General features: G+C 65.4%; 20 protein-coding genes. 3 read left to right on the top strand and 17 right to left on the bottom strand.

The annotated features are described in order from the left end of the window. Positions 1 to 664 precede the first annotated feature (664 nt). Positions 665 to 1,786 (top strand): hypothetical protein, encoded by a 1,122-nt coding sequence (locus ACS5PK_RS08385; RefSeq protein ID WP_439439781.1) that lies wholly within the window; start codon positions 665 to 667, stop codon positions 1,784 to 1,786. A gap of 45 nt (positions 1,787 to 1,831) precedes the next feature. Here ACS5PK_RS08385 and ACS5PK_RS08380 read toward each other — a convergent pair whose 3' ends face one another. The 10 genes from ACS5PK_RS08380 to cyoA all read right to left on the bottom strand — a co-directional run bounded on the left by ACS5PK_RS08380 (position 1,832) and on the right by cyoA (position 13,769). Next, positions 1,832 to 3,274 (bottom strand): TolC family protein, encoded by a 1,443-nt coding sequence (locus ACS5PK_RS08380; RefSeq protein ID WP_439439780.1) that lies wholly within the window; start codon positions 3,272 to 3,274, stop codon positions 1,832 to 1,834. 15 nt (positions 3,275 to 3,289) lie between these two features. Next, positions 3,290 to 5,377 (bottom strand): ATP-binding cassette domain-containing protein, encoded by a 2,088-nt coding sequence (locus ACS5PK_RS08375; protein ID WP_439439779.1) that lies wholly within the window; start codon positions 5,375 to 5,377, stop codon positions 3,290 to 3,292. A 7-nt stretch (positions 5,378 to 5,384) separates the two neighbouring features. Next, positions 5,385 to 6,707: an efflux RND transporter periplasmic adaptor subunit gene (locus ACS5PK_RS08370; RefSeq protein WP_439439778.1), complete on the bottom strand. Its 1,323-nt coding sequence runs from the start codon at positions 6,705 to 6,707 to the stop codon at positions 5,385 to 5,387. Positions 6,708 to 6,922: 215 nt separating this feature from the next. After that, complete coding sequence (locus ACS5PK_RS08365; protein ID WP_439439777.1) at positions 6,923 to 7,462, bottom strand: response regulator transcription factor; 540 nt, start codon at positions 7,460 to 7,462, stop codon at positions 6,923 to 6,925. Beyond that, positions 7,452 to 8,822, bottom strand: coding sequence for an ATP-binding protein (locus tag ACS5PK_RS08360; protein ID WP_439439776.1), 1,371 nt, complete (start codon positions 8,820 to 8,822; stop codon positions 7,452 to 7,454). Before ACS5PK_RS08360 ends, ACS5PK_RS08365 begins: the two co-directional genes overlap by 11 nt. After that, positions 8,806 to 9,600 (bottom strand): SURF1 family protein, encoded by a 795-nt coding sequence (locus ACS5PK_RS08355; protein ID WP_439439775.1) that lies wholly within the window; start codon positions 9,598 to 9,600, stop codon positions 8,806 to 8,808. The genes ACS5PK_RS08360 and ACS5PK_RS08355 overlap by 17 nt, the downstream gene beginning before the upstream one ends. A gap of 13 nt (positions 9,601 to 9,613) precedes the next feature. Then, the gene (gene cyoD / locus ACS5PK_RS08350; RefSeq protein WP_439439774.1) at positions 9,614 to 9,991 is read right to left on the bottom strand and encodes a cytochrome o ubiquinol oxidase subunit IV; all 378 of its coding nucleotides are present in this window, start codon (positions 9,989 to 9,991) and stop codon (positions 9,614 to 9,616) included. Between the two features lie 30 nt (positions 9,992 to 10,021). Further along, a complete protein-coding gene (gene cyoC / locus ACS5PK_RS08345; RefSeq protein WP_439439773.1) occupies positions 10,022 to 10,648 on the bottom strand; it encodes a cytochrome o ubiquinol oxidase subunit III in 627 nt (208 codons plus the stop codon). Positions 10,649 to 10,668: 20 nt separating this feature from the next. Beyond that, on the bottom strand, positions 10,669 to 12,678 hold the full coding sequence (gene cyoB, locus ACS5PK_RS08340) for a cytochrome o ubiquinol oxidase subunit I (protein WP_439439772.1): 2,010 nt from the start codon (positions 12,676 to 12,678) through the stop codon (positions 10,669 to 10,671). Positions 12,679 to 12,695: 17 nt separating this feature from the next. Then, positions 12,696 to 13,769: a ubiquinol oxidase subunit II gene (cyoA, locus tag ACS5PK_RS08335; RefSeq protein ID WP_439439771.1), complete on the bottom strand. Its 1,074-nt coding sequence runs from the start codon at positions 13,767 to 13,769 to the stop codon at positions 12,696 to 12,698. Positions 13,770 to 13,865: 96 nt separating this feature from the next. Here cyoA and ACS5PK_RS08330 point away from each other — a divergent pair, with 96 nt between their 5' ends. Further along, a complete protein-coding gene (locus tag ACS5PK_RS08330) occupies positions 13,866 to 15,197 on the top strand; it encodes an MFS transporter (RefSeq protein ID WP_439439770.1) in 1,332 nt (443 codons plus the stop codon). Between the two features lie 62 nt (positions 15,198 to 15,259). Here the strand turns inward: ACS5PK_RS08330 and ACS5PK_RS08325 are convergent, their stop codons facing one another. The 3 genes from ACS5PK_RS08325 to ACS5PK_RS08315 form a co-directional block, all read right to left on the bottom strand. Further along, positions 15,260 to 15,871 carry a LysE family translocator gene (locus ACS5PK_RS08325; protein WP_439439769.1) on the bottom strand — a complete coding sequence of 204 codons (612 nt, stop codon included), beginning with the start codon at positions 15,869 to 15,871 and terminating at the stop codon, positions 15,260 to 15,262. A 77-nt stretch (positions 15,872 to 15,948) separates the two neighbouring features. After that, positions 15,949 to 16,584 carry a glutathione S-transferase family protein gene (locus ACS5PK_RS08320; RefSeq protein ID WP_439439768.1) on the bottom strand — a complete coding sequence of 212 codons (636 nt, stop codon included), beginning with the start codon at positions 16,582 to 16,584 and terminating at the stop codon, positions 15,949 to 15,951. A 72-nt stretch (positions 16,585 to 16,656) separates the two neighbouring features. Beyond that, entirely contained in the window at positions 16,657 to 17,301 is a 645-nt protein-coding gene (locus tag ACS5PK_RS08315; protein ID WP_439439767.1) for an ATP-binding cassette domain-containing protein, read from the bottom strand. A 328-nt stretch (positions 17,302 to 17,629) separates the two neighbouring features. Between ACS5PK_RS08315 and ACS5PK_RS08310 the strand changes: the two genes are divergently transcribed. After that, positions 17,630 to 18,796, top strand: coding sequence for a hypothetical protein (locus tag ACS5PK_RS08310; RefSeq protein ID WP_439439766.1), 1,167 nt, complete (start codon positions 17,630 to 17,632; stop codon positions 18,794 to 18,796). Positions 18,797 to 19,777: 981 nt separating this feature from the next. Here the strand turns inward: ACS5PK_RS08310 and ACS5PK_RS08305 are convergent. The 4 genes from ACS5PK_RS08305 to ACS5PK_RS08290 all read right to left on the bottom strand — a co-directional run bounded on the left by ACS5PK_RS08305 (position 19,778) and on the right by ACS5PK_RS08290 (position 24,604). Further along, the gene (locus ACS5PK_RS08305; protein ID WP_439439765.1) at positions 19,778 to 20,446 is read right to left on the bottom strand and encodes a hypothetical protein; all 669 of its coding nucleotides are present in this window, start codon (positions 20,444 to 20,446) and stop codon (positions 19,778 to 19,780) included. A 66-nt stretch (positions 20,447 to 20,512) separates the two neighbouring features. Next, positions 20,513 to 20,917 carry a hypothetical protein gene (locus tag ACS5PK_RS08300; RefSeq protein WP_439439764.1) on the bottom strand — a complete coding sequence of 135 codons (405 nt, stop codon included), beginning with the start codon at positions 20,915 to 20,917 and terminating at the stop codon, positions 20,513 to 20,515. A 104-nt stretch (positions 20,918 to 21,021) separates the two neighbouring features. Then, complete coding sequence (locus ACS5PK_RS08295) at positions 21,022 to 21,693, bottom strand: DUF4145 domain-containing protein (RefSeq protein WP_439439763.1); 672 nt, start codon at positions 21,691 to 21,693, stop codon at positions 21,022 to 21,024. 559 nt (positions 21,694 to 22,252) lie between these two features. Beyond that, positions 22,253 to 24,604, bottom strand: coding sequence for a DUF927 domain-containing protein (locus ACS5PK_RS08290; RefSeq protein WP_439439996.1), 2,352 nt, complete (start codon positions 24,602 to 24,604; stop codon positions 22,253 to 22,255). Between the last annotated feature and the right edge of the window lie 21 nt (positions 24,605 to 24,625).

Here is a 24,625-nt window from a genome sequence, read left to right as displayed (position 1 = left end):
GCCCCTAGGGTGCTGCAAGATGAGGCAATGGGCCGCGAACGGGTCGCCGGGCCTCTGTTGACGCACCGCCCTAGCACGGGATGCGCCCTGGCCGCCGCCCCCCCCCGCCAGGCTGAGGCCCGCAGGCCACACCCGGCTGGATCAGATGAAGATCCCTCAGCACCTGTCACACGGCGCTGCGGCAAGTCTCCAAGCCTCGCAGGCGCCCTTGACTGGCACCCTTGACTGGCTTCCACGCAGGCCCTCTGCAGGGGAGCTGGACACCGGCGGCCGCACCCGACCTGTCAGCGCTTACAGCTTTCCTCCCCACCCCGCCATGCGAGCCTACGGACCGCGGGCACGGCACAGGCCTGCCGCAGCGGCCGAGGTGGCCTCCCCTGGCACGCTGGCATCAGCATCGCGCCAGATGGTGCGCCCTGGTGGTCGCCCGCGGCTGGAGCGCCTATCTACTGAGCGTCAGCTGTCATCACCTGGGAGACCCTTGATGAACCACATGGAAGCCTCGCCTTCGTCCGCACGTGCCGCCCGCCCGTCGCGCCCATCGATCCTGTGTGCAGCCCTCGCCACGGCGGGCGCGCTGTGCCACGGGCCTGCGATGGCTCAGAGCCAGGCGCCTGCGGCCGCGGCCACAGCAACGGCGGCATCGGCCGTCTGCAGCCTGCCCATGAAGCCCGCTTCCACGCAGGAAGAGACCGCCTGGCAGCTCTTCGTGGCCGCGCACTGCACGGTCAACACGCCCGCGGGCCAGAAGCTCAACTGGGAAACCTGGACCGAGCAGACCTGCTGGCTCAACCCTTCCGCCCCGGGCTGCAAGAGCGGCGAGGAAAAGAAGCGATTCAGCCACGCGATCAGCCTGCTGGCCACCCGGGGCAAGCTGGCCACACCGGCCGCCACCGGAGGCCTGCCCGGCTGCCAGACCATGACGACCAAGTCCAGCCAGACACCCAAGTCCCTGCTGCCCTTCGTGCCCGGCAACCTCAGTGCCAATCCGCAGTTCTGCGAAGAGGTCTATGTCAACGCGGCCGAAGCCGCCTTCGTCACCGCGCCCCCGGGCGGCAAGCCGGGCGCGACGCTGACCACGCGGGTCGGGCAGGCCGACTACATCGCCACGACAGGCAAGCCCCTGGACTTTCCCAAGGAGGCGGTGGAGATCAAGGCCGACTGGATTGCCGCCAGTTCGCTCAACGCCGCCAGCTTCTTCAACTGCAGCGACAAGAAGCCGGCCGGTGTCTACGTGCAGACCATCGACGGCGTGTGCTATGCCCTGGTCGGGGTGCACATCTCGTCCAAGCTCTATCCCAACTGGTTGTGGGCAACCTTCGAGCCGCAGTCGCCTCTGACCAACCCCAACCGCTGCAAGCCCTCGCTCTACTCGTCCTGCAACGATCCCTGGGGCTCCAACCCGGCACTCAGCACCGGACAGGCCACAGCCGCGACCAAGAACCTGACCAACCTGATGGACCAGGCCGGCCTGGCTCCCGAGTTCCGCAACTACCGTCTGGTGGGCACGCAAACGCAGTACGAGCAGCCCCTGTCCAGCAAGGGCAAGCTCGGCAACTCCTTCGTCGAGTTCAATGCGCGGGTGCTGCCGCAGCAGGCCTCCTGCATCACCTGCCACGGCTATGCCGCCATCAACGTCGCCCTGCACCCGCCGGGCACCGGCAATGGCGGCCCCATCGGCAATGGGCCGTCCATCGGCAAGCCCGTGATCCCGCCCACCATCCCGGGCCGGCATTGGGAGCCAGTGGACTTCTCCTGGATGCTGGGATTCATGCCCGGCAAGTGAGCGGCGACCGCCGAGGCACGCCCAGCCGGGCCGTGCCTCGGGGCTTCAGCCTTGCACTGAGCCACCCAACGCCCGATAGAGCGCCGCATGGTTGAGCCAGGCCTGCAGCTGCAGCTGCACCAGGGACTGCCGCGCCTCCAGCAGGGCCACCCGGGCCTGCAGCCAGTCGTGGCGACCGATGGCGCCCACCTCCAGGCGCAGGGCTGCCAGGCGCTCGTTCTCCTGGGCTTCGGCCACACGCCGGGCCTGGGCTTCGGTCTGGCGCTGCAGCTTCTCGCGCTGGGTCCACTGAGCCTCTGCGTCCACCAGGGCCTTGTGCACCGTGTCGCGCAGGCCCAGTGCAGACTGCTCCAAGGCATTGCGGGCGCCGTCGCGCTCCAGGTTCAGGCGGCGCCAGTCGATCAGGGGGATCAGCAGGGACGAACTCAGGGCCAGCACAGGCTGGCTGAGCCAGTCCCGCGACTGCGAACCGCCGGTCCCCACCGAGGCGCTGAAGCTCAGGCTGGGGTAGCGGCTGGCTTCAGCCACGGACAGCTGGGCCAGCGCGGCATCCACCTGTAACCGCGCCTTCTGCACATCAGGCCGCGCCCCCAGCACCTGAGCCGGCGAGCCCAGGGACCAGGCGGGCGGGGTCATATCGGGCAGGCGGCCGTGCACGGTGCTTGAGGCGGCCTGCTCCAGTTGGTCCAACAGCAGCGCGCGCTGCTGAACCTGCAGTTGCTGCTCGGCCTCGAGGTCCGCCAGGCGATGCTGTGCAGCCAGTACGGACTGCGCTGCGCGGTCAGACTCCACCGGCAGCAGCTTGCCCTCGCGCACCCGCAGCTTGACGATGCGCAGCAGCTCCTCGGCAGTGTCCAGCTGCTCGCGGGCCAGGGGGCGCAGGCGCTCCTGGGCGCCCAGGGTCCAGTAGATCTCGGCCGCGCGGGCCTCGATCACCACGCGGGCCGCCGCCACATCGGTCTGCACCTGCTCGCGCTGGACCAGCAGGCCGCGGTCGCGGGCCGCCAGCCGGCCCCACAGGTCGAGTTCATAGCTCGCAGAGAGCGAGGCGCTGTAGCTGTGGCTCCAGCCGACCTGCGTCTCCACCGGCACCTGCACGCCGCCAACGTCCACCGTGCGGCTGGCGCTGCCGGAGTCCAGCGGGCGGTTGGCCGAGCTGCTCAGCGAGGCCGAGGGCTGCAGGCGCAGGCCCTGCTGCGCCAACTGGCGTTGCGCATCCTTGAGGCGCAGGGCTGCGAGGGCGATGTCGCGGTTGCGAGCCAGGGCTTCGCGCTGGAAGGCTCGCAGTTCCTCGTCCATCGCAGCAGCCCAGGCACCGCTCTGCGCCGAGGACTCGGCGCCGTGCTGCCATTGCGTCGGCAGGACCGGCTCGGCAGGCCGCTGGAGATCGGCGGTGACAGCACAGCCGCCCAGCAGCGCCAGGGTTGCCACGGCAAGGGACAGCGCGGACAGGCGCAGGCCCGTCTGCATCGAAGGGTGTTTCTTCATGTCTTGTGTCTTCCTTCACTCACGCGCCAGGGCATCGACCGGGCTCAGCGCCGCCGCACGGCGGGCCGGCAGGGTGCCGAAGAGCAGACCGATGCCGCCCGAGACCGCGAAGGCCAGGGCCACGGCCTTGCCGCTGACATCCAGCGTCACCTTGTCCTGGACCGCATTCGCGCCCTGCGCGGCAAGCCACGACAGGCCCAGGCCTGCGAGGCCACCCAGGCAGCACAGCATCACGGCCTCGATCAGGAACTGCATGCGCACATCGCTCTGCCGCGCACCAACCGCCATGCGGATGCCGATTTCCCGCGTGCGCTCCGATACCGAGACCAGCATGATGTTCATCACCCCCACCCCGCCCACCAGCAGGGCGATGGCGCCCACGCCGGTGAAGATGCCGGCGATGATGCCCATCACCTGCTGCACCTGGCGGAACATGGCATCGCCATTCCAGAGCCCGAAGTCCTGTTGGCCATGCAGGGCCTTGAGGCGATGCCGTACCTGGGCCTCGATGCTGGACGGCTCATGGCCCTTGGCCACCAGCACCCTAAAGCTGTTCACCGCTGGCTTGGCGTCGATCTTGCTCAGGTAGGTGCTCACAGGCAGGTAGAGCGTGGCGGAGCGCCCGTCGTCGCCGTCGCCATCACGCTTCTCCTTAAGGATGCCGATGACCTGCACCGGCAGCGCCGCGCCCACCTGAGGCTGGGCCGCCATGCCTGACAGGGCGCCCTCCATCGGGGCCGGCAGGGTGTCGATCAACATGGTGGCGCCCATGGCGGACGCTCGGCCCTTGAAGAGGTCCTGCCAGAGCCGGTGGCTGATCACCACCACCTGCGCACGGGCCTGGAGGTCCGCGCTGGTGAAGTCACGCCCCATGGCCAGCGTCAGCTGGTTGGCCTTGAGCGTGTCTGTCGTGGCGGCCACGGTCTGCCCGGTGACCTGCTGGGTGCCCTGGCGCAGGCCGCCCATCATGCGGCGCTCGCCCTGCACGTCCTGCACGCCCTCGATGGCGCGAATGGCGTCCAGCTCGTAGGGCCGGAAGTCCCGCGGCAGGGCGCCGGGCGGCAGTTTGCTCGGGTCCGACCAGACCCACAGCTTGCTCGCCACCGCCGCCCCCAGATTGCCCTCGATGCCCTGCCGCGCCGCATCGCCCAGCGCCGCGGTGCAGACCACCGCCGTGATGCCGATGCAGATGCCCAACATGGACAGGCTGGAGCGCAACCGGTTGGCGTAGAGCGCGCCCAGGGCGGAGCTGATCGCCTCGCGCAGCTGCCCGCGCCAGTGCGCCCAGAAGCTGCCGGGGCCTGCGGCCATGGACAGCGCCGCCGCCGGCACGGCGTGGCCTGCGGGCGTGCCGCTGTCGCGCAGCACCCGGCCATCGGACAGCTCGATCACGCGGCGTGCGTGCGCCGCCACCTTGGCATCGTGCGTCACCAGGATGATGGTGTGGCCGGCGGCATGCAGGGCGTCGAGCTGACGCAGCATTTCCTGACCGCTGGCGGAATCCAGTGCGCCGGTAGGCTCGTCGGCCAGGATGATCTGGCCGCCGTTCATCAACGCTCGCGCAATGCTCACCCGCTGCTGCTGGCCACCCGACAGCTCGTTGGGCTTGTGGTGCATGCGCTCGCCCAGGCCGAGGTCCGCCAGCAGGCGGGCGGCACGGCCCATGCGCTTGCCGGTGGCGATGCCTGCGTAGACCGCAGGCAGCGAGGCATTGGCCTGCGCGTCCATGCCCGGCAGCAGGTGGTAGCGCTGGAAGATGAAGCCGAAGCGCTCGCGACGCAGGGCGGCCAGCTCGTCGGCATCGAGCTCGCTGGCGTCCTGGCCGTCAATGAGGAACTGGCCTTCGCTGGGGTTGTCCAGGCAGCCCAGGATGTTCATCAAGGTGCTCTTGCCCGAGCCGGACTGGCCGATGATGGCCACGTACTCCCCGGCCTCGATGCGCAGGCTCACGCCCTGCAGTGCCGGCACGATGACGGCCTGCGGGTCGTCGGCCTTGCCCATCACGTAGCGCCGTGCGACGCCGCGCAGCTCGATCAGCGGCGGGCCTTCGCCGGCCTGCGGCGAAGTGCCCTGGCGTGGCGTACCTTGGTGCGATGTGCTCATGGCGGCCTCAGTCGATGATGACGCCGAAGTCGCCATCACCCGCCTTCTTGGCCACGGGTGCCAGCAGCAGCTTTTCTCCAGGCTTCACGCCTTCGAGCACCTGCGCCTTGCCGCCGTCCTGCAGACCGATGCGCACCTTGCGCACCTCGGGCTTGTGCGCGGGATCCTGCTCGCTGCCAGCCTTGTAGATCTGGACCTCGTACCGGCCTTGTGCGTCGCGCTCGCCCAGAGCCACCATGGGCAGGGTCGGCACCTGCTTGGCGCTGCCGGTCTCGATATTGACCTGTACGGTCATGTCGGACAGCAGGCTGCGGTCCTTGTTGTCCACCTCGAAGAGCACGTTGTAGTAGACGGCATTGCCCATGCGCTCGGGCACAGGCTGGATCACGCGGACGCGACCTTCGTACTGGCGCCCCTCGCCGGACAGCGTCGAGAAGCGCGCGACCTGCCCCACCTTCACCGAGGAGACATCAGCTTCGGGCACCCGAGCCCGGACGGTGATGGTGTCCAGCTGCGCCAGCGTCACCATCACCGGCGTGATCTGCACGGCGATGACGGTCTGGCCCGCTTGTACCGGGATGTTGACCACCGTACCGTCCATGGGCGCGGTGATGCGGGTATAGCCCAGGTTGAGCTGGCGCTTGGCCAGGTCCGCCTGCAGGCGTTGCATGCTGGCCTGCTGGCCGCGGAAGTCGGCCTGCAGCTTGTCCAGCTGGGCCTGGGCGTTCTCGGCCTCCTGGCCTGCGGTGGCGCTACCGGCCAGCAGGCGCTGCTGGCGCAGGACCTCGCGCTGGGTCTGCTCGATGTCCACCCGCATGCGCTCCAGCTGCGCCTTTTGCTGCGCGACGGCGGCCTCGGCCTGGGCCAGGTCGCTGCGGGCGATCTCGGGGTCCAGGCTCACCAGCAGGTCGCCCTTCTTCACGTTCTGGCCCAGCTCCACATGCAGGGTCTGCACCTGGCCGCTGACCTGAGCGCCCACGTCCACCCGAGTCCTTGCCTGCAGGATGCCGGAGGCCTGGACAAGCTGGGTGATGTCCGCCATCTTGACCTCGCCCAGGGGCGGCGCGGCAGGCGGCTTGGGCGGATGCAAGAGCCGCCACCCGCCGGCCAACACCACCAGCACGGCGGCGGCGATCAGCGGCGTACGCCAGCGGCGCCAGCGGGAGCGGACCCGTCTCGGTGCGGGCGCGCCTCCGGGCAGCGCGGCGGAGCGGTCCGCGGGCTGTGCTGGCGGGTCGGTTGGCGGATGTGCCGATGCATCGGCCATGCGAGCGTTGGCAGGATGGCTGCCCGGAGGGGTCACCAGGGTGGTGGAGGCGCTGTCGCTCACGATCTCTCCCGTCTTTCTTATCTGGATGGCGGGCAGCCAGGGGTGGGATGCCCAGTGTGGGCGCGAGTCTAACGGTCGGACCGCATGGTCGAGGGTGCCAGAAGACAGGGGTAGGACAGCCTGTCAAAGCAGTGGGACGAGTGGACCTGGCGGGCGATGAACGGCCCCTTGGCCAAGGCGCAAGACCTGACCCCGGCACCGCTCACTTCACCCGCTCACTTCACCCGCTGCTTCTCCAGCTTCCTCGCCAGCGTGCGGCGGTGCATGCCCAGGCGGCGGGCGGTCTCGGAGATGTTGAAGCCGGTCTCGGCCAGGGTCTCGTGGATGCGTTCCCACTCCAGGGTCTTGATGGAGGTGGTGCGCTCGGTGAGTTCGACCTCGGCATCGCCCTCGGCCTTGTCAAAGGCGGCCTCGATGTCGTCGGTGTTGGCGGGCTTGGCCAGGTAGTGGCGCGCGCCCAGCTTGATGGCCTCGACGGCCGTGGCGATGCTGGCGTAGCCGGTCAGCACGACGATGACCATGGACTCGTCGTGCGCATGCAGGGCCTGCACGCAGGCCAGGCCCGAGTCCCCGCCAGCGAGCTTGAGGTCCACCACCGCAAAGCCCGGACGGTGCCCGGCCAGGCGCTCCTGCACTTCGGAAAGGTTGGCAGCGCGCAGCACGCGGTAGCCCCGCCGTTCGAAGGAGCGGACCAGGGTGCGGGCGAAGCTGTCATCGTCCTCGACGATGAGCAGCAGGCGGTCTTCAGCGTTCACGCAGGGCTTTCTTGGGGGGTGTCTGGCGCTGCACGCTGAGGCTGGACAGGGGCAGGCGCATGCTCACCTCGGCCCCGCCTTCCCAGCGGTTGCGAGCCTCGATCTTGCCACCCAGGCTGCGGGCCACATTGACCGAGAGGAAAAGACCCAGCCCACCACCTGGCTTGCCCTTGCTGCTCTGGTAGGGCTTGCCAAAGCGCTCCAGCATCTCGGGGGCAAAACCTGGCCCCTGGTCCAGCACGGTCAGGACCAGGGTCTCGCCCTCCTGCTCCAGGGCGGCACGCAGAGTGATCTCACCGTCCGGGCAGGCTTCCAGGGCGTTGTCCAGCACGTTGTCGACCATCTGGCGCAGCGCAAAGTCCGAGTACATGGGCACGTCGGGCAGGTCGTCGGCCTCGAAGTGCAGGACCTTGGCCGGCCGCGTGCGCCGCCACTGGGCCACCAGCTCGTCCAGGAAGGCATGCAGATGGGTCTGGGCCGGCGCCTCGCCGCGGGCCTCACCGGCCGAGAGCAGGATGCCGCTGACGATGGTCTTGCAGCGCTTGAGCTGCAGCTGCATTTCCTCGATCTCCTCGCGCAGCTCAGGGTCGCCCGCGAAAGGCGCCATGCGGGCCCAGTCACCCAGGATCACCGAGAGCGTGGCCAGCGGCGTGCCCAGTTCATGCGCCGCCCCCGAGGCCAGCAGGCCCATGCGGACGATGTGCTCCTCTTCCGCCGCACGCTGGCGCAGCTTCGCGAGGCTGGCGTCGCGCTGGCGCAGATTGCGCACGATGCGGTGCATGAAGACCACCAGCAGCACCGCATTGAGCAGGAAGCACAGCAGCAGCCCGCCGATGAAGTGGACCGAGAGCGCCGGCACGTCCACATCGGGCAAGGCCACCGGCCGGTACACATGGGTCAGCGTCATGAAGCTGACGCTGGCGATGAAGACCATGGCCCAGATATAGGCCGGGCGCAGCAGCACCGTGCCCACCGCGATCTGCAGCAGGAAGAGGAAGCAGAAAGGGTTGGTGATGCCGCCGCTGTAGTAGAGCTGGCCGCTGAGCACGGCCACGTCGATCAGCACGCCGCCGAAGAGCGCGCCGTTGCTGACGTCCCGCCCGCTGCGGCTGTGCAGCCAACTGGCCACATTGAAGAGGGCCAGCGCGCCCAGCAGGGTCAGCATCTCGGCCAGAGGCAGGCGGATGGCCAGCAGGAAGTGCACGGCCAGGATGGTGGCCAGCTGCCCCGCCACTGCCAGCCAGCGCAGCTGGATCAGCTGCAGCAGATTGCGGCGCCCGGCCAGGGTCTCCGAGGCACGGCCGGCCGCGCCGAGGTGGGCCACCTCGGCCTGCTCCTGCGCTTCAAGCGTCGGGTTCACCAGCAGCTGCTCCAGGGACTCGGCGCCTCTCGAAGCGCCACACGAACACCAGCGCCCCACACACCATGGCCGCCAGGGCAAACCAGGTCAGGGCGTACATGAGGTGATTGTTGCTGAAAGACAGGACGGTCAGGCCGGCACGCGGCCATTGACCGTCCCGGCCTTCGCTGGCGTCGACGAAGAACGGCGCCACCGCACCGCCGAGCTGGTGGGCCGCGGCGATGGCGGTGACGTCGCGCGAGTACCAGCGCCCTGCCCCCGCATCGTTGCGCTGCCAGAGCCGGCCCTCGGGCTCGGTGATGCGAAGCAGGCCCTGGAGCGTCGTCTCGCCCGTGGGTGCTGCGCGCGTCGAAGGATCGCGGTGCACGGCATCGACGAAGCCGCGGTTGACCAGCACCCACGGCCCCTCTGCCGTCTGCAGCGGCGTCATCACCCACCAGCCGGCGCCCAGCACGGTGCTGGCCTGGACCAGGGTCTCGCGGCCATGGTCGAATCGGCCCTGCAGGCGCAGGCGCTGGTACTCGTGCGTGTCGCGCCGCAGCTGTGGCCAGTGCTGCATCGCGGGCAGGGCCTGCGGCTCGCCGGCCTGGCTGGCCTCGATGCGCGCGATCAGGGCCTGCTTCCAGGCCAGGCGCTGGACCTGCCAGATGCCCAGGGCGAGAAAGACGCCGATCAGGACAAGGCCGCCCAGCGTCACGGCCAGCAGTCGCCAGGAGGGGCGGTGCGAGGCAGCGAGGCTGGGCGGCGTGTTCATGGCAGGGGGATCGATGGCGGGCATCGATCGTCCTTCATCAGGGCAGATTGCGCATGTCGTGCACGGGCATCATGTTGGCGTTCATGTGGTACATGACCCAGATGGAGCCCGCCAGCATGATCAGCACCAGTGCCGCAGTGAAGATCAGGGCCAGCAGGGACCAGCCGCCCTCGACCTTGCTGTTCATGTGCAGGAAATAAATCATGTGGACGACCATCTGCACGGCCGCGAAGGCGAGGATCACCAGCGCCGTGGTGTTCTTGCTGGGCAGCACCTGGCCCATCACCAGCCAGAAGGGGATCGCCGTCAGCACGACGGACAGCAGGAAGCCGACCACATAGCCCTTGACCGTGGCGTGGTAGGCCAGGTCGTCGTCGGCGTGATCCGCGTGGTGATCGTGGTTGTGTTCGCTCATCTCAGTTCCTCAATCAATCTCAGGCCGGGCTTACATCGAGCCCATGAGGTACACGAAGGTGAAGACGCCAATCCACACCACGTCCAGGAAGTGCCAGAACATGGACAGGCAGATCAGGCGGCGCTTGTTCTCCTTGATCAGCCCATGCTTGCCGACCTGGATCATCAGCGTGACCAGCCAGATGATGCCGAAAGTGACGTGCAGGCCGTGCGTGCCGACCAGGGTGAAGAAGGCCGACAGGAAGGCGCTGCGCTGCGGGCCGGCACCTTCATGGATCAGGTGCGCGAACTCGTACAACTCCAGGCCCAGGAAGGCCGCGCCGAAAAGCCCCGTCACCGCCAGCCAGCCCAGCAGATGCTGCTTCTTGCCGTGGTTCATGGCGATCATCGCCATGCCGTAGGTGATGGAGGAGAACAGCAGGAAGCCCGTGTTCACCGCCACCAGGGGCAGGTCGAAGAGATCGGCGCCCGAGGGGCCGGCCGCGTAGGACTTGCCCAGCACCGCGAACACCGCGAACAGCACGGCGAAGATGAGGCAGTCGCTCATCAGGTAGAGCCAGAAGCCCAGCAGGGTGCCCTGCTGCGGGTGGTGCTCGCCCTTGAGGTCGTAGAAGCGCGGCGTGCGGTCCGCTTCGGTCAGGGAAATCGTGTGACTCATGGTTCGATCCTCCAGGCTTTTCAGCGGGCCGCCAGCGCAGCCAGATGGGCGGTGCGGGCGTCCTCGCTACGCTTCACGGCATCGGCCTGGATGTAGTAGTCGCGCTTGTAGTTGAAGGTGTGGACCAGGATGGCCACCAGCGTCACGAGGAAGCTCAGGCCGGCCACCAGCCACATGTGCCAGATCATCGCGAAGCCGAACAGCGTGGACAGGCCGGCAATCACCACGCCTGCGGCGGTGTTGGCGGGCATGTGGATGTCCACGAAGCCGCTGGTCGGGCGCTTCACGCCCAGCTTCTTCATGTGGTGCCAGGCGTCCAGCTCGTGCACGACAGGTGTGAAAGCAAAGTTGTAGTCGGGCGGCGGCGAGGCGGTGGACCACTCCAGGGTGCGGGCATCCCAGGGGTCGCCGGTCTCGTCACGCAGCTGCTCGCGGCGCAGATAGCTCACCACCAACTGGATCAGGAAACTGCCGATGCCCAGGGCAATCAGCACGGCGCCCAGGGCCGCGATCTGGAACCAGATCTGCAGCGACGGGTCCTCGAAGTGACTCATGCGGCGGGTCACGCCCATCAGGCCCAGGACGTACAGCGGCATGAAGGCCAGGTAGAAGCCCACGAACCAGAACCAGAAGCTGCACTTGCCCCAGAACGGATCGAGCTTGTAGCCAAAGGCCTTGGGGAACCAGAAGGTGATGCCCGCCATCAGGCCGAACAGCACGCCGCCGATGATGACGTTGTGGAAGTGGGCAATCAGGAAGAGGCTGTTGTGCAGCACGAAGTCCGCCGGGGGCACGGCCAGCAGCACGCCGGTCATGCCGCCGATCACGAAGGTGACCATGAAGCCCACCGTCCACAGCATGGGCACCTCGAACTGGATGCGGCCGCGGTACATGGTGAACAGCCAGTTGAAGATCTTCGCCCCCGTTGGGATGGAGATGATCATGGTCGTGATCCCGAAGAAGGAATTCACGCTGGCGCCCGAGCCCATGGTGAAGAAGTGGTGCAGCCACACCAGGTACGACAGGATGGTGATCACCACCGTCGCGTAGACCATGGAGGCGTAGCCGAAGAGCTTCTTGCGGCTGAAGGTGGCCACGACTTCCGAGAAGATGCCGAAGACCGGCAGCACCAGGATGTAGACCTCGGGGTGGCCCCAGATCCAGATCAGGTTCACGTAGACCATGGCGTTGCCGCCGAGGTCCGTCGTGAAGAAGTTGGTGCCGATGTAGCGGTCCAGCGAGAGCAGCACCAGCACGGCGGTCAGCACCGGGAAGGCGGCCACGATCAGCACGTTGGTGCACAGGCTGGTCCAGGTGAAGACGGGCATCTTCATCATCGTCATGCCCGGCGCGCGCATCTTGATGATGGTCGCGATCAGGTTGATGCCCGAGAGCGTGGTGCCCACACCCGCGATCTGCAGGGACCAGATGTAGTAGTCCACCCCCACGCCCGGGCTCGCCAGGATGCCGGACAGCGGCGGGTAGGCCAGCCAGCCGGTGCGGGCGAACTCGCCCACGAACAGCGACATCATGATCAGGACGGCGCCGCTGGCCGTCATCCAGAAGCTGAAGTTGTTCAGGAAGGGGAAGGCCACGTCACGGGCGCCGATCTGCAGCGGCACCACGTAGTTCATGAAGCCCGTCACCAGGGGCATGGCCACGAAGAAGATCATGATCACGCCGTGGGCGGTGAAGATCTGGTCGTAGTGGTGCGGCGGCAGGAAGCCGACCTGGTCCCCGAAGGAGATGGCCTGCTGGGCCCGCATCATCAGTGCGTCGGCGAAGCCGCGCAGCAGCATCACCAGGCCCAGGATGATGTACATGATGCCGATCTTCTTGTGGTCGATGCTGGTGATCCAGTCGCGCCACAGCACGCCCCACAGGCGGTACTTGGTCAGCAGGAAGAGCATGGCCAGCCCGCCCAGCACGACACCGGCGAAGGTGGCGAGCAGGATGGGTTCATGCAGGGGGATCGCGTCCCACGAGAGCCGCCCGAACACGAGGCGGCTGAGGTCTTGAGCGTCAGACATCTTGGTACTTCAGCGGGTCAATCTTGGCGGGCCGCGGCGGGCGCGGGGAGGAACTGGTCAGCGTTGGCCGGCGTGCACTGGGCAGTCACGAAGGACTTCTCGCCCTGGCCCCAGCGCTTGCGGGACACACCGTCCACGCCGCCCTTGCCCTGGCCGCCAGCGGCGTCGATGGCCATCATCTGGCCCATGCACATCTTGGCGCTGTCCACGCAGCGGTTCAGGATGGCGTCGTAGAGGCCGTCGGCCACGCGGGCGTAGCGGCGCACGGGCTCCTTCTCGCTGGGCTGTTCCAGCTGCAGGTAGGTGGCGCGGCTCAGCTCGCCGCCTTCGCTCTTGTTCTTCGCGACCCAGGCCTGGAAATCGGCGTCGGAGAGGCCGTGGAACTGGAAGCGCATGTGCGAGAAGCCGTCGCCGCTGAAGTTGGACGAGAAGCCCTCGTACTCGCCAGCCTTGTTGATCACGGCGTGCAGCTGGGTCTGCATGCCCGGCATGGCGTAGATCTGGCCGGCCAGCGCGGGGATGTAGAAGGCGTTCATCACCGTGGAGGCAGTGATCTTGAAGCGGATGGGGCGGTCCACCGGCGCGGCCAGCTCATTGACCGTGGCAATGCCCTGCTCGGGGTAGACGAACAGCCACTTCCAGTCCAGGGCCACCACTTCCACCTCCAGCGGCTTGACGCCTTCGGGCAGGGGGCGGGACTCGTCCAGGCGCTCCAGCGGGCGGTAGGGGTCCAGCTTGTGGGTGCTGATCCAGGTGATGGCGCCCAGGGCGATGATGATCATCAGCGGCGCTCCCCAGATGATGAGCTCCAGCTTGGTGCTGTGGTCCCAGTCGGGCGTGTAGGTCGCGCTCTTGTTGGACTGGCGGTAGCGCCAGGCGAACAGCAGGGTCAGCAGGATCACCGGAACGATGATCAGCAGCATCAGCAGCGTCGAGGTAGTGACCAGGTCGGCCTGCTGGCGGGCGATGTCCCCCGAGGGGTTCATCACCACGGTATTGCAGGCGGCCAGGGGCAGGAGCGCCAGGGCCAGCAAGGAGCGGCCGAAGACGGGGGCCAGGGTGGCCAGGGACAACAGGGGTTTTCTATACATCGGGATAACCAGCGCCGGGTTAACGAGCTTGCGTTTCGGGCGCGAATGTATCCTGATTGACCCATGTCAACGATTGGACATTTTGTCCCAGGCCCCATGGTTACCAGCAGTGCCCTGCCCCTGAATTCCTTGAGCCCAATCAGCCCGAACGGGGCCGATTCAGAGCAGCAGAACGTCGCCCCGGGCGACATCGCCGTGGGGGTCGTGATCGGTCGGGCGTCGGAGTATTTCGACTTCTTCGTCTACGGCATCGCCTCGGTGCTGGTCTTCCCGGCGCTGTTCTTCCCCTTCGCGGACCGCCTCACGGGCACGCTCTACGCCTTCGCCCTCTTCGCCCTGGCCTTCGTGGTGCGCCCCATCGGCTCGCTGCTGAGCATGGCCATCCAGCGCCGCTGGGGCCGCAGCGTCAAGCTCACCGTCGCCCTCTTCCTGCTGGGCGCATCCACCGCGGGCATGGCCATGCTGCCGGGCTATGCCAGCCTGGGGTCCACGGCCATCTGGCTGCTGGCCGCCTTCCGCCTCGGGCAAGGCCTGGCCCTGGGTGGCTCCTGGGACGGCCTGCCCTCCCTGCTGGCCCTGAACGCCCCCGAGCACAAGCGCGGCTGGTACGCCATGCTGGGCCAGCTGGGCGCGCCCCTGGGCTTCTTCGTGGCCAGCGGGCTCTTCGCCTACCTCTGGACGCACCTCAGCAGCGCGGACTTCCTTTCCTGGGGCTGGCGCTATCCCTTCTTCGCGGCCTTCGCCATCAACGTCGTGGCCCTCTTCGCCCGGCTGCGCCTGGTGGTGACGCACGAGTACGAGCGCGAACTGGAGGCCCACGAGCTGGAGCCCTGCAACGAAGCCGAGCTGATGCGCAAGCAGGGCCACAACGTGCTGATCGGCGCCTTCGCCTCGCTGTCCAGCTATGCCCTCTTCCACATCGTCACGGTCTTCCCGCTGTCCTGGATCCTGCTGTTCGCCAAGCAGGACGTGGGCGATTTCCTGGTGGTCCAGGTGGTAGGCGCCCTGCTCGCCGCCGCGGCCATGCCGCTGTCCGGCCTGCTGGCAGACACCTTCGGCCGCCGCCGCACCCTGGGCTCCGTGGCCATCGCCATCGGCCTCTTCGCCCTGGCGACGCCAGCCCTGCTCAAGGGCGGCGCCCTGGGCCAGGACATGTTCATCCTGGTGGGCTTCATCCTGCTGGGCCTGTCCTATGGCCAGGCCGCCGGCACGGTGACCTCCAACTTCCTGCCCCAGTTCCGCTACACCGGCGCCGCGCTGACGGCCGACCTGGCCTGGCTGCTGGGCGCCGCCTTTGCACCGCTGGTGGCCCTGGGCCTGTCGGCGGAGTTCGGCCTGATCTCGGTCAGCCTCTACCTGCTCTCGGGCGTGGCGGCCACGCTGCTGGCCCTGCGCGTGAACCGCCGGCTGCAGACCATCAAGGACTGAGCCCGCGCTCCCCAAGAGAAACGGACGCCTCGGCGTCCGTTTTTTCTTTGGCGGCGGCGCCTTCAGCCGCGCAAGGGCAGCGCTGCCCCCAGGGCCATGAAGATCCCGCCGCAGCCCTTGTTGAAGCGCCGCCCCACCCGCTTCAGCCAGGGGCTGATGCGATGCGCCGCGCTGGCCAACCCCCACTCGGTGAGGAACTCCACCACGGCAAAAGTGCCGGCCAGGATGGCGAACTGGAGCCAAAGGCTGCGCGATGGGTCGATGAACTGCGGCAGGAAGGCCGCGAAGAAGAGCAGGCCCTTGGGATTGGTCAGGGCCGACAAGGCCCCCTGGCGGAACAGCGACCAGCCGCTGCGTGGCGCCGCCGTCTCGGGCAGCTCCACCCCGATGGGCGGCGAGCGCCAGACCTGCACGCCCAGCCAGAACAGATAGGCCCCGCCCACCCACTTCAGCACCGTGAGCCACAGCAGCGAGCTCTTCAACAAGGCGCCAATGCCGAACAGCGAGAGCGCGATCACGCCCACGAAGCCCAGGGCACCGCCCAGGATGGTCCATAGCGCCCGCTGCCGGCCATGCAGGGCACCATGGGTCAGCGCGAGCAGGCCGTTGGGGCCGGGGGAGAGGGACAGGCCGGTGGCGGCCAGCAGGTACAGAAGCCAAGTGTCGAATGCCATGCGACGACTGTCGCGGCCGGCCCGCGGGTCGTCAAGCGCCGACAAGACCGCCCAAGGTCCTGTGCCCGTCCATGGCCTCAGGGCAGGCCATTGGCCCCATGGCGCAGAAAGGCCGGACGCTCGCACAGGCTCGCGTGATAGGCCGCGATGGCGGGAAAGTCTGGCCGCTGCGCCTGCGGCGTGCGCAGCCAGCGTTCCACCGACAGGCCCAGCACCACATCCGCCAGCGTGAAGCGCGGCCCGGCCGCATAGGCGCCGGTATGCTGGAGCTGAGCCTCCAGCACGGCCATCTGGGCATTCCAGCCCTGCAGGCCCTGGGCGATCAGGGCCGCATCCTGATGAACCGGGCTCTTGCGAACCAGGCCCATGAAGGCATAGCGCCAGCTGTTGTTGAGCTCTGTGGCCTGCCAGTCCATCCACTGCTCGACCTGGGCGCGCCCCCTGGCATCGTCCGGCAGGAGGTCCTTGCGTGCGGCGCGTAGGGCCAGGTAACGGCACAGGGTGTTGGATTCCCGCAAGACCAGATCGCCGTCGATCAGCACCGGCACCATGCCCAGCGGATTGAGGGCCAGAAACTCCGGGCTCTGGAGCGACAGCGCCCCTTCGCCCCAGGGCTCGTGTTCGTGCGGCAGCCCGGTTTCGTCAAGCGTCCAGAGGACCTTGCGGACATTGATGGAGGACGATCGTCCCAGCAGGCGCAAACGCTGGTTCATGGAGTTTCCGGGCCTGGCCCAGGCAGCTGTCAATGCCGCGAGGCTAGCCCATGTGGGCCGGGCTGGACGCCCTCAGTCCCCGAGATCGATGCGCGAAGCGAACACAGAGGCATCCAGCCCGGCGGGCGCAGCGTAGTCGGCCATCACCCAGATCTGCTGGCGCTGCTTGGCGGCCTCCTCCAGCACTTCCAGGAGCACGCGCCGAGAGCTGCCGTCCAGCGCCGCGAAAGGCAGGTCCAACAGCACCAGATCGGCCCCGCTAGCGGCCGCAGCCACCAGGCCCAGCTTGCGTCGGCTACCGGCCGAAAGCATGTGCAGCTGCTTGGTCAAGTGCGGCTCCAGGGCCCAGGCCCGCAGCAGAAGGGCTGCCACTTCGGCATTCCATCTGGGGTGGCGACCCTGTTCGGATGCCAGCCAATCCCGGGCCAGTTGACCATCCAGAGCAGCATCCAGCGGCTCGGGCCAGGCCAGGGTCGCCAGCCGGCGCTCCAGCCGCCCCGCGACTGGACGGAGCGCCCCCGCCAGCAGGCTCAGCAGAGCCGTCTTGCCCCGCCCTTCGCCGCCCTGGACCAGGTGCAGGCCTGGGCCCATTGCAAAGCCCAGCGTGTCCAGCAGCGGCGTCGGTGCGCCGGCCTCCGTGCCTGGCTGCCAGCACAGACCTTCAGCCAGAATCCGGGGGGCAACAGCGGTACAGGGCTTGCTCTCGTGTTCACTCATGTCGCCCATGGTAGTGCCCGACGCAAGCCCGCCGGCCCCTCCGGGACACAGGCAGCCATTCCGCGGGTCCGTCTGCCGCATAGCCAGCATGGGCCCGGCACCTGCTGTCGGCATTCTTGACAATCGCTGCCTGCAGCGTTCGCCATGCGATCGGCCCCTGCTGGTAAATACTTGATTCAGGCGCGCATTTGGGGCCGGGCATGGCCTATGCATGCCCCTGCCTGACGAGGATGGATCGGCATGATTCGTCGCGCAGGCAGGACAGGTCCGTCAGTTGACCTCCGCCCGCACAGCACAGTCATGGACGGGAAGACATCATGGAGTTGCCATGGGCCGCCGTCTTCACCTGGTTTCGAAGCTGTCCTCCGCTGCGCTTGCCTGCCTGGCCCTGTGCCCCTCGGCATGGGCCGGCCCCGCCATGAATCTGAGCAGCGTCCAGTACGTGCAATACGGAGACGGACAGTCCTACTCACTCCCCTTTGCCGTCATTGACCAATGCGGCGGCACCAAGGCTGGTTGCCAGTACTACCTGCCCTCCGCGCCGGGGCAGATCGACAACCTGGTGGTCCTGGCCACAGGCACCGAGAACGGCCCCACCACCACCAACTTCCTGGGCATGGACAACGCCTACCGCACGCCGGATGGCGCGGGCGGCGCGCCCTTCTTTCGCCCAGACGCCAGCAATTCCCGGGGCTCGCAGGGCGCCATCACCGGCAATCTGACCAACACCTGGGATGCCTCACTGAGTTCCCTGAAGTCCTTCCTGGGCTCGGATCAGATGGTCTTTTTCTTCAACAACAACCAGACCAAGAGCGGCGGCACCGCCACCGAGAGCCTGGCCGCCTGGGCCCGCGTGTGGATCACCGACGACCAGGGCGCCAACCTCGGCTACTACGATTTCACCAACCGCGGTGGCCGCTATGCCCTGTTCACAGAGGGCGGCGGCGGCACCTTCATGGGTGACGTGGGCAGCTACACCTCAGGTGGCGGCGGGCCGCTGGCGGGCGACAACAGCGCCACCGACTACGTGCTCTCGGGCGGCGCCATCTGCCGCAACAACTTTGGCATTCCCGTCTCCTGCAGCACCACCAGCAACAAGCCGGTGGACCACAACCTGGGCGCCAACGAGACGGCCTACGCCATCCTCTTCCCCGAGCTGAACGCGCAGATGAACAGCCTGTTCAGCACCGTGCTGGACACCGACCTGGCCAAGTACACCTTCCACGCCGACATCCGCCTGGGTTGCGATGCGGCCACCACGCCCGGCAACTGCACGGGCGACCTCAAGGGCGGAGTGCCCTTCGGCCGCGACCTCAACAACGGCTACGAGCAGATTTTCATGGGCCGCGCCGCGCAGCTCGCCTGCACTGCCAGCACCCCGGGCTGCTCCGAGGTGCCTGAGCCAGCCTCGCTCTGGCTGACCCTGGGCGGATTGGGCGCCATGGGCTTGCTGATGCCGGCCACGCTACGCCGCCGTTCACGCGCCACGGGCTGATCGGCGCCGCCGCCTGGGTCTGGAGTGCTGCCGTCCAGGCGCCACTCCAGCGTGCCATCCACCCGCTGCGCCATCGCATCCAACGCCCGCGCCTCCTCGGCGCACATCTTGCGCTGGGTGCGTCCCACGCGTCGGGTCACAGGGTCGCGCAGGGTCCATTGCCAGAATTGGATTTGCTTCATGGACGCCATGCTCTACGGCGGGTGGCTCAGGGCGTGAGCCACTGGAGGCGGGGTGCTGGTACGGGCAAAAAAATACCCGAGTGCAGCGCACTCGGGTATTTTGGGAGCCGGCGTCACTTGAACTGTGGCTGGGAAGCCGCATGGATGCTTGGTTCTTTGGTTTCCACCAGCACAAGTTCTTGCAAAAGTTCTTGCAGCTGAAGTTGCATAGCATCGGGGAGATAGCCTGTAGGCAATCAGACGGTGCCAAACCACCTCTAGGCTTTCCAATCAAGCGAGGACTAGGCTCCCAGTTCTCGCAGCGCGGAGCGCCTTGCTGCCATCAGATTTAGCGATGTCGGCCGATGGCACCTAACGACGTCAGCGAAACAACTGCCAATCGAAATCCCCCTCGTTTGCAAACTTGCCCTGCGAGTTACATCGCAAGTTGCGCCGTCAAAGCCTAAGCGTTCTTTTGCCGAGCCTGTGAACTAGAGCAGGCATCGAACTTACCTCCACCGAATGATGAAGCCACGGGCACAACGTGAAAACGGGAACAGCAACCCTAAGCCATTGTCGGTAAAGAACTTTCCCGTTCCCATTGGTGACTTCCGCATGTTCCCGTCCGAATACAGCGGGAACATCACCAATACCCGCGTCACTGGAACGATGATGCTTCGTACCCAGGCTAATTTTTCTGCATGAAAGCCATCCAACTTACGCTCGGACTATCCACGACGATACGTTTACGCAACTTTAACATTCAACCTCTGAACCCGGGACCGGCGCAGTCCGCCCCAAAAAATCCATTTGATGGCTTTTATCTATTCTTCGCCGGCTCAATAGAGGATCTGAGCGCAAACAAATGGCCAATAACTTCTGCAATTTCCGCCAACAAGGAGTCGAACCTCAAAGACACTTCAGGAGCGATGTTCGCCGGCATCAGACTGGTCGCCAACTCTGATTTTTCAGAAATTTTCAGCCCAACCAATCCGGCCAGGGTACTTATTCCAAAAATATCTGCAGACATCTTTGATATCAGATCAACACAAGGCCCTGGAAGATATTTATAGGCATCGCGATCCAATAGCGCTTCATATCGATCCTCAATGGACTTTGATATTTGCACAAAAGCAATAATTGGCCTACCTCCCTCTATAAACATCGCCTTGGCGTAACCCACTCGTTCCTTAAGGTCCGTTGCAATTGCAATTAAGTGATGCGTAGTGCGCACAATCTCTTGCCGCCGATCATCAATCCGAATAATGTCAGCATTCAACAACGCCCTATTGGCGACCCTGACAACCACCAAAACAGATAATAGCGGAATCGCCTGCGGCATCAGCTTCAATAACTCATCATATTTGCGCTCAAAGCCCAGCCACATAGCATACCCAACAAGCAGAGCGAGAAATAGAGCAACCACACAACCCAATGCAGTCACATCTCTATCCGCTTTTTTGTAGCTTGCCAGCTGTCTCTCAATCATTTAATCCACCTCCAAGAATGCTGTTCAACTCGACAGACACCAATCCTACCAAGGACTACTGGGCGCCTAAACCAGCGAGGTTCCAGGCTTCTGCGCACTTACACGTCGGCGAAGATTGCTTCTACGCAAAAGAAAGATCGGGTATGAAATGACAAAGCCAAAAAATATACCAACCAGGGCAATCACCCATGGCGAACCCAGGAATGGACCACCGCAGCGAATTACATCTATAGAGGCTTGCGTCGACAAAATCTGAAAAACAAATGAGAGCGCAAGAAGCGCTCCGCCCGCAAGGTATTCCGCCGACTGAGAAATGAGAGCCTCCGCCATCCCAGGATTTGCATCCCATGAATCGTCAGACGTTTTGATGATTTTTGATGGCCCCATTAGCAACGCACCAATACCAAACCAAAGCGCGGACACAAAACCAAAGCATGAAGAAAATATAGTCAGCAATACTTGATACGACATTCATTGGCTCCATAAATCTGTCTCGATAGCGAGTTGCACCATCTCTTCGCCACCGGCCTACCGTTCATCAATACCCAGCACGGATCAAGAAACCACGATTTCAATCAACTTCGGCCTTGCGATAGCCATTCCCCCACCAAGCGCCCGACATCCTCCACCATCGCCACGACATCGGCCTTACTAAAGGCTAGGTGATCTCCATGCGCCGCACTGTTACGAATAGCGGCAAGTGCCGTGACTCGCTTTTGAACTAGTGAGTTGTATCGACCAGCTTTAGTTAGATCGGCGTTCATTCTTTCAAGTTTTCCGATTGGCAGACCGAGTTCAACACACAGTTGCCTGAGCGAAGTCTCCAGCACCACTCCGGCAATAACTGCTGCTGCAGGATGATAACCAGCCGCCAAAAGCTCCTTCGCCTGCTCCAACTCTGTTTCAAACAATTCAGCTTGCAGAAGATATTTCATAGAGACCAGATAGCCCCCATCAAAATCCTCCTTGGCCGCACCGAAAACTGCTTGGGCACTCAGGAAATTTCGAAAGCTACCTGACCAATTGGCTCTATTTTCCGCCTCTTCAAACGCCTTAAAGTGGACAGAGTCAGGACCGCAGGCTAAGACCAAAAGATTTCTAACCTTGACACGCCAAGCGAGGTACTGCTCTCGGTGAACATTTTCCTCAACGCCGCCATTGATACCCTGATTCACTGATCTAGTTTTGGCAACTTCATCACCTTGAACCACCAATTCTTCAAATCTTTTGCGCAATAGCCTAGTCATTATTTAATACTTATTAATAAGATCGAAAATTCACTCATAACGCGCAATTTGCAACCAGCGCACTTTTTTTGCAATGCTGCCAATTGTGACTGCGCTTCGCGGCATGTCTCAACGGGTGACACATCTCACCCTGGGAGCCCTCGAAAGCCCTATGTTCCTGACTCAAGGACAGCTTTGGCAAGCTGGCTTGGCAATGTGGCTCCGCTGCCGACTGCGCAGCTACAACCGACCATGTGCCCGGCCCGATGTAGAGAGCCGAATCCTCTGGGTTACGAAGTTGGGCATACGTCAACACCGTGATGACTATGCAGCGGATGTTGGATAGAGCCCAGGCGACAGTGTCAGGCGAAACTGAGTGGCAAGCTAGCTAGCCTGTCCGCGCAAATCGCATCAGTTAGGTATCCAGCATCGAAAGTACAGTCGCACTGAGCGCCCTCCCAGATTTTGGCCGCGTCGTGCCAAGCTGGTGCCGAGCGAACAGCAGCGACAGTTGTTGCGCCCCAACTGGGAAGCTTTCCTTGCAATTGGAATCGTGGTTTAAAGCAAGGACAGTAATGCCCTACAGGTCGTCTGCGAAGATGCTGGGTTTGATGTGATAGATCGGTGCAAGGCCGATACCAGGCAATCGCTGCTTACTAGTCATCCTGTCCTTCTCATGAATCAGGTGTCCTCGCCGCTTAAGCAAAGAAGCAACGGCTCCCGCGTCGAACCCCTTCGCCACCTCCTGGCGAAACGCTTCCGGCAGCAGCATGTACTCAATCGAAGCCGCCAGCCTCTCGCTGGACTCAGGCGTGCTGCGCCTCTCGATGTAGTCAGCCGCCGCGTCGAACTTCAAAGGCTTCCCGTTCTCGTCCACCAATCGCTTGAACCCCGCTCGGTATGGCGTATTGCCTCGGTGATCGTCCAGCGCCCGATGGCTCCACGTGAACAGCGCGTCCCCGTTCTTCTCCAGCCACGCCTTCACCTGACGCAGCATGGTGGCCTCCTCGCCGTTGTCCATGTGCCCGCGAGCACCCAGCCAGGCGTTGAAGCATGATCGAACGGCTGCAGTAGCTGCACCAGCCCGCCAACCCGTAATGCCCGCCCGCGTGGCCAGCTCTCCCGCAACGGCCACTACTGCAAAGCGATTGCCCACCCGGAAGACCTGCTGCGCGGCAGCCTCCGGCACCATGCTCGCTTTCGCCCGCTCGATGTCGGCCCCCAGCTCAGCCGGCAAGGTGTCGAAGCGCTCAGACAGCCACTCAACCCAGGCCCGACCCGCCGTGCCGTAGTGCTGAGCCGCGCGCTGCGTCACGCCCTCTGCGAGCGCCTGAGGCGTATCAAAGGAATGCAGGCACTCCAGACCACCCATACCGACGCCAGCATCCAGAGGGATGTCCACAAAGCGGACCTCCTGGCCAGCACGAATCTCTTTGCCGGCCTGGCGCATGTGGTCCGCCAGCCCCAGCTCGCCAGATGACAGGAAGAGCAGGCGCCAGGTGCGCCGCCGCTTGGCCAAGCCGCCTCGGGTGGCCCGGCCCTTCTCCTGCTCGTTCGCCAGCATGTAGGCGCACTCCCCCGCCACCTTGGGGTCAAGCTGTCCGAACTCATCGAGGATCAGCAGAGAGTCGCTGTGTTGGACCGCCGTGGCCTCCAGGGCGTTGTCCGTGGTGCGCCAGCGCTGCATGTAGCCAGGCGGACCAAAGACAGACGCGGCCACCTTGAGCGCAGTCGTCTTGCCGCCGCTGGAGTCGCCTCGGAACTGAAAGCCGCCGCTCTCCACGCCGGCCAGTCGCAGCAGCGGCCCGGCAAATGCACAGCACAGCGCAAACATCAGCCGAGAGTTGCCGGCCGCAAGAGCAGCCACCTCGGCCCGCCAGGTGTTCAGATCCCCGCGCTGCTTGTACTGGTCATCAATGCCGCCCTCACTCTGGAACACGTAGCGCAGATCCGAAGCCTGGCCGATGCTGCCCGAGGGGAGCACGTAGACGCTGCCATGCCAGCCCACGCGATCCGTGCAGATGGCGCGGGCCTGCACCCGCCGGGTATCGACATACCGCGCCAGCAGATTGCGGGCCTTAGTGCCGGGCGCCATCTGCAGGCCCATGGCCCGCAGATAGCCTGCCCACTCACTGCCCTCGCCTGCCAGCATCTGGGCCGGCATGGCCCAGGTCTTGGCATTGCCGTCCGGGTCGGTGAATTCCAGCAGGAAGCCCCAGGCTTCGGCGCCCTCGGTGCGGGTCCTTGCGGTCACTCGCAAAGGAGCGCACACCCATTCGGGCTTGCGCTCGTTCCCATCAGCATCACGGGCCACGAAGTACACGCCAGGTAGGAAGGACTCGCTGCCATCGGTCACGAAGAAGGGATCTAAAGAATCTTGAACCACGGGAGTCTTGGCCTTTTCAGCCTGGGGCGCGGCAACTGCCGAGGCCCCAGCCTCTTGCGTGCGCTCGCTCTTCTCTGCTGGAGGAACCGCCTTGCCTCCCATGAGCGAAGCCGCGGCGGCGCCTACCAGTGCGGACACTGAAGCAAGGCCCTGTGCCAACGCCAGGTCATTGAAGTCATTGCAACCCGTGGCCGCAGCATCGGTGAACACCTCACCGGCCAAGACGCCGGAGCGGCGCACCGCGCGCAGCACTTGGGCAGCAGCGAGACGGCCAGGGTTCTTGCCGGTTCGCTCGGCGGTGCTGGTGTCGTCATCACCGCAAACGAGGAAGGCAGCGCCAGGGAAAAACGGCAGCAGCTCCTTGGCCACATGGGCCAGATTGCCGGCGTCGAAACACACGGCCACTGGCAGAGCGGTCGCCTCATGCACGCTGGCCGCCGTGGCGTAGCCTTCGGCCAGGCAAAGCACGGCCGCCCCTTGAGGATCGCCCAGCCAATGCAGCAGACCGGACTTCCGGCCGCCGGCCAGAAAGCGCTTCTCGCGCATGCCTCGCGCCTCTTGCTCGAC

The organism is Roseateles sp. DB2, from assembly GCF_051857535.1.
Lineage (GTDB): Bacteria > Pseudomonadota > Gammaproteobacteria > Burkholderiales > Burkholderiaceae_C > Roseateles_B.
The sequence above is the reverse complement of the archived record's forward strand: the minus strand, read 5'-3'. Positions and strand labels throughout refer to the sequence as shown.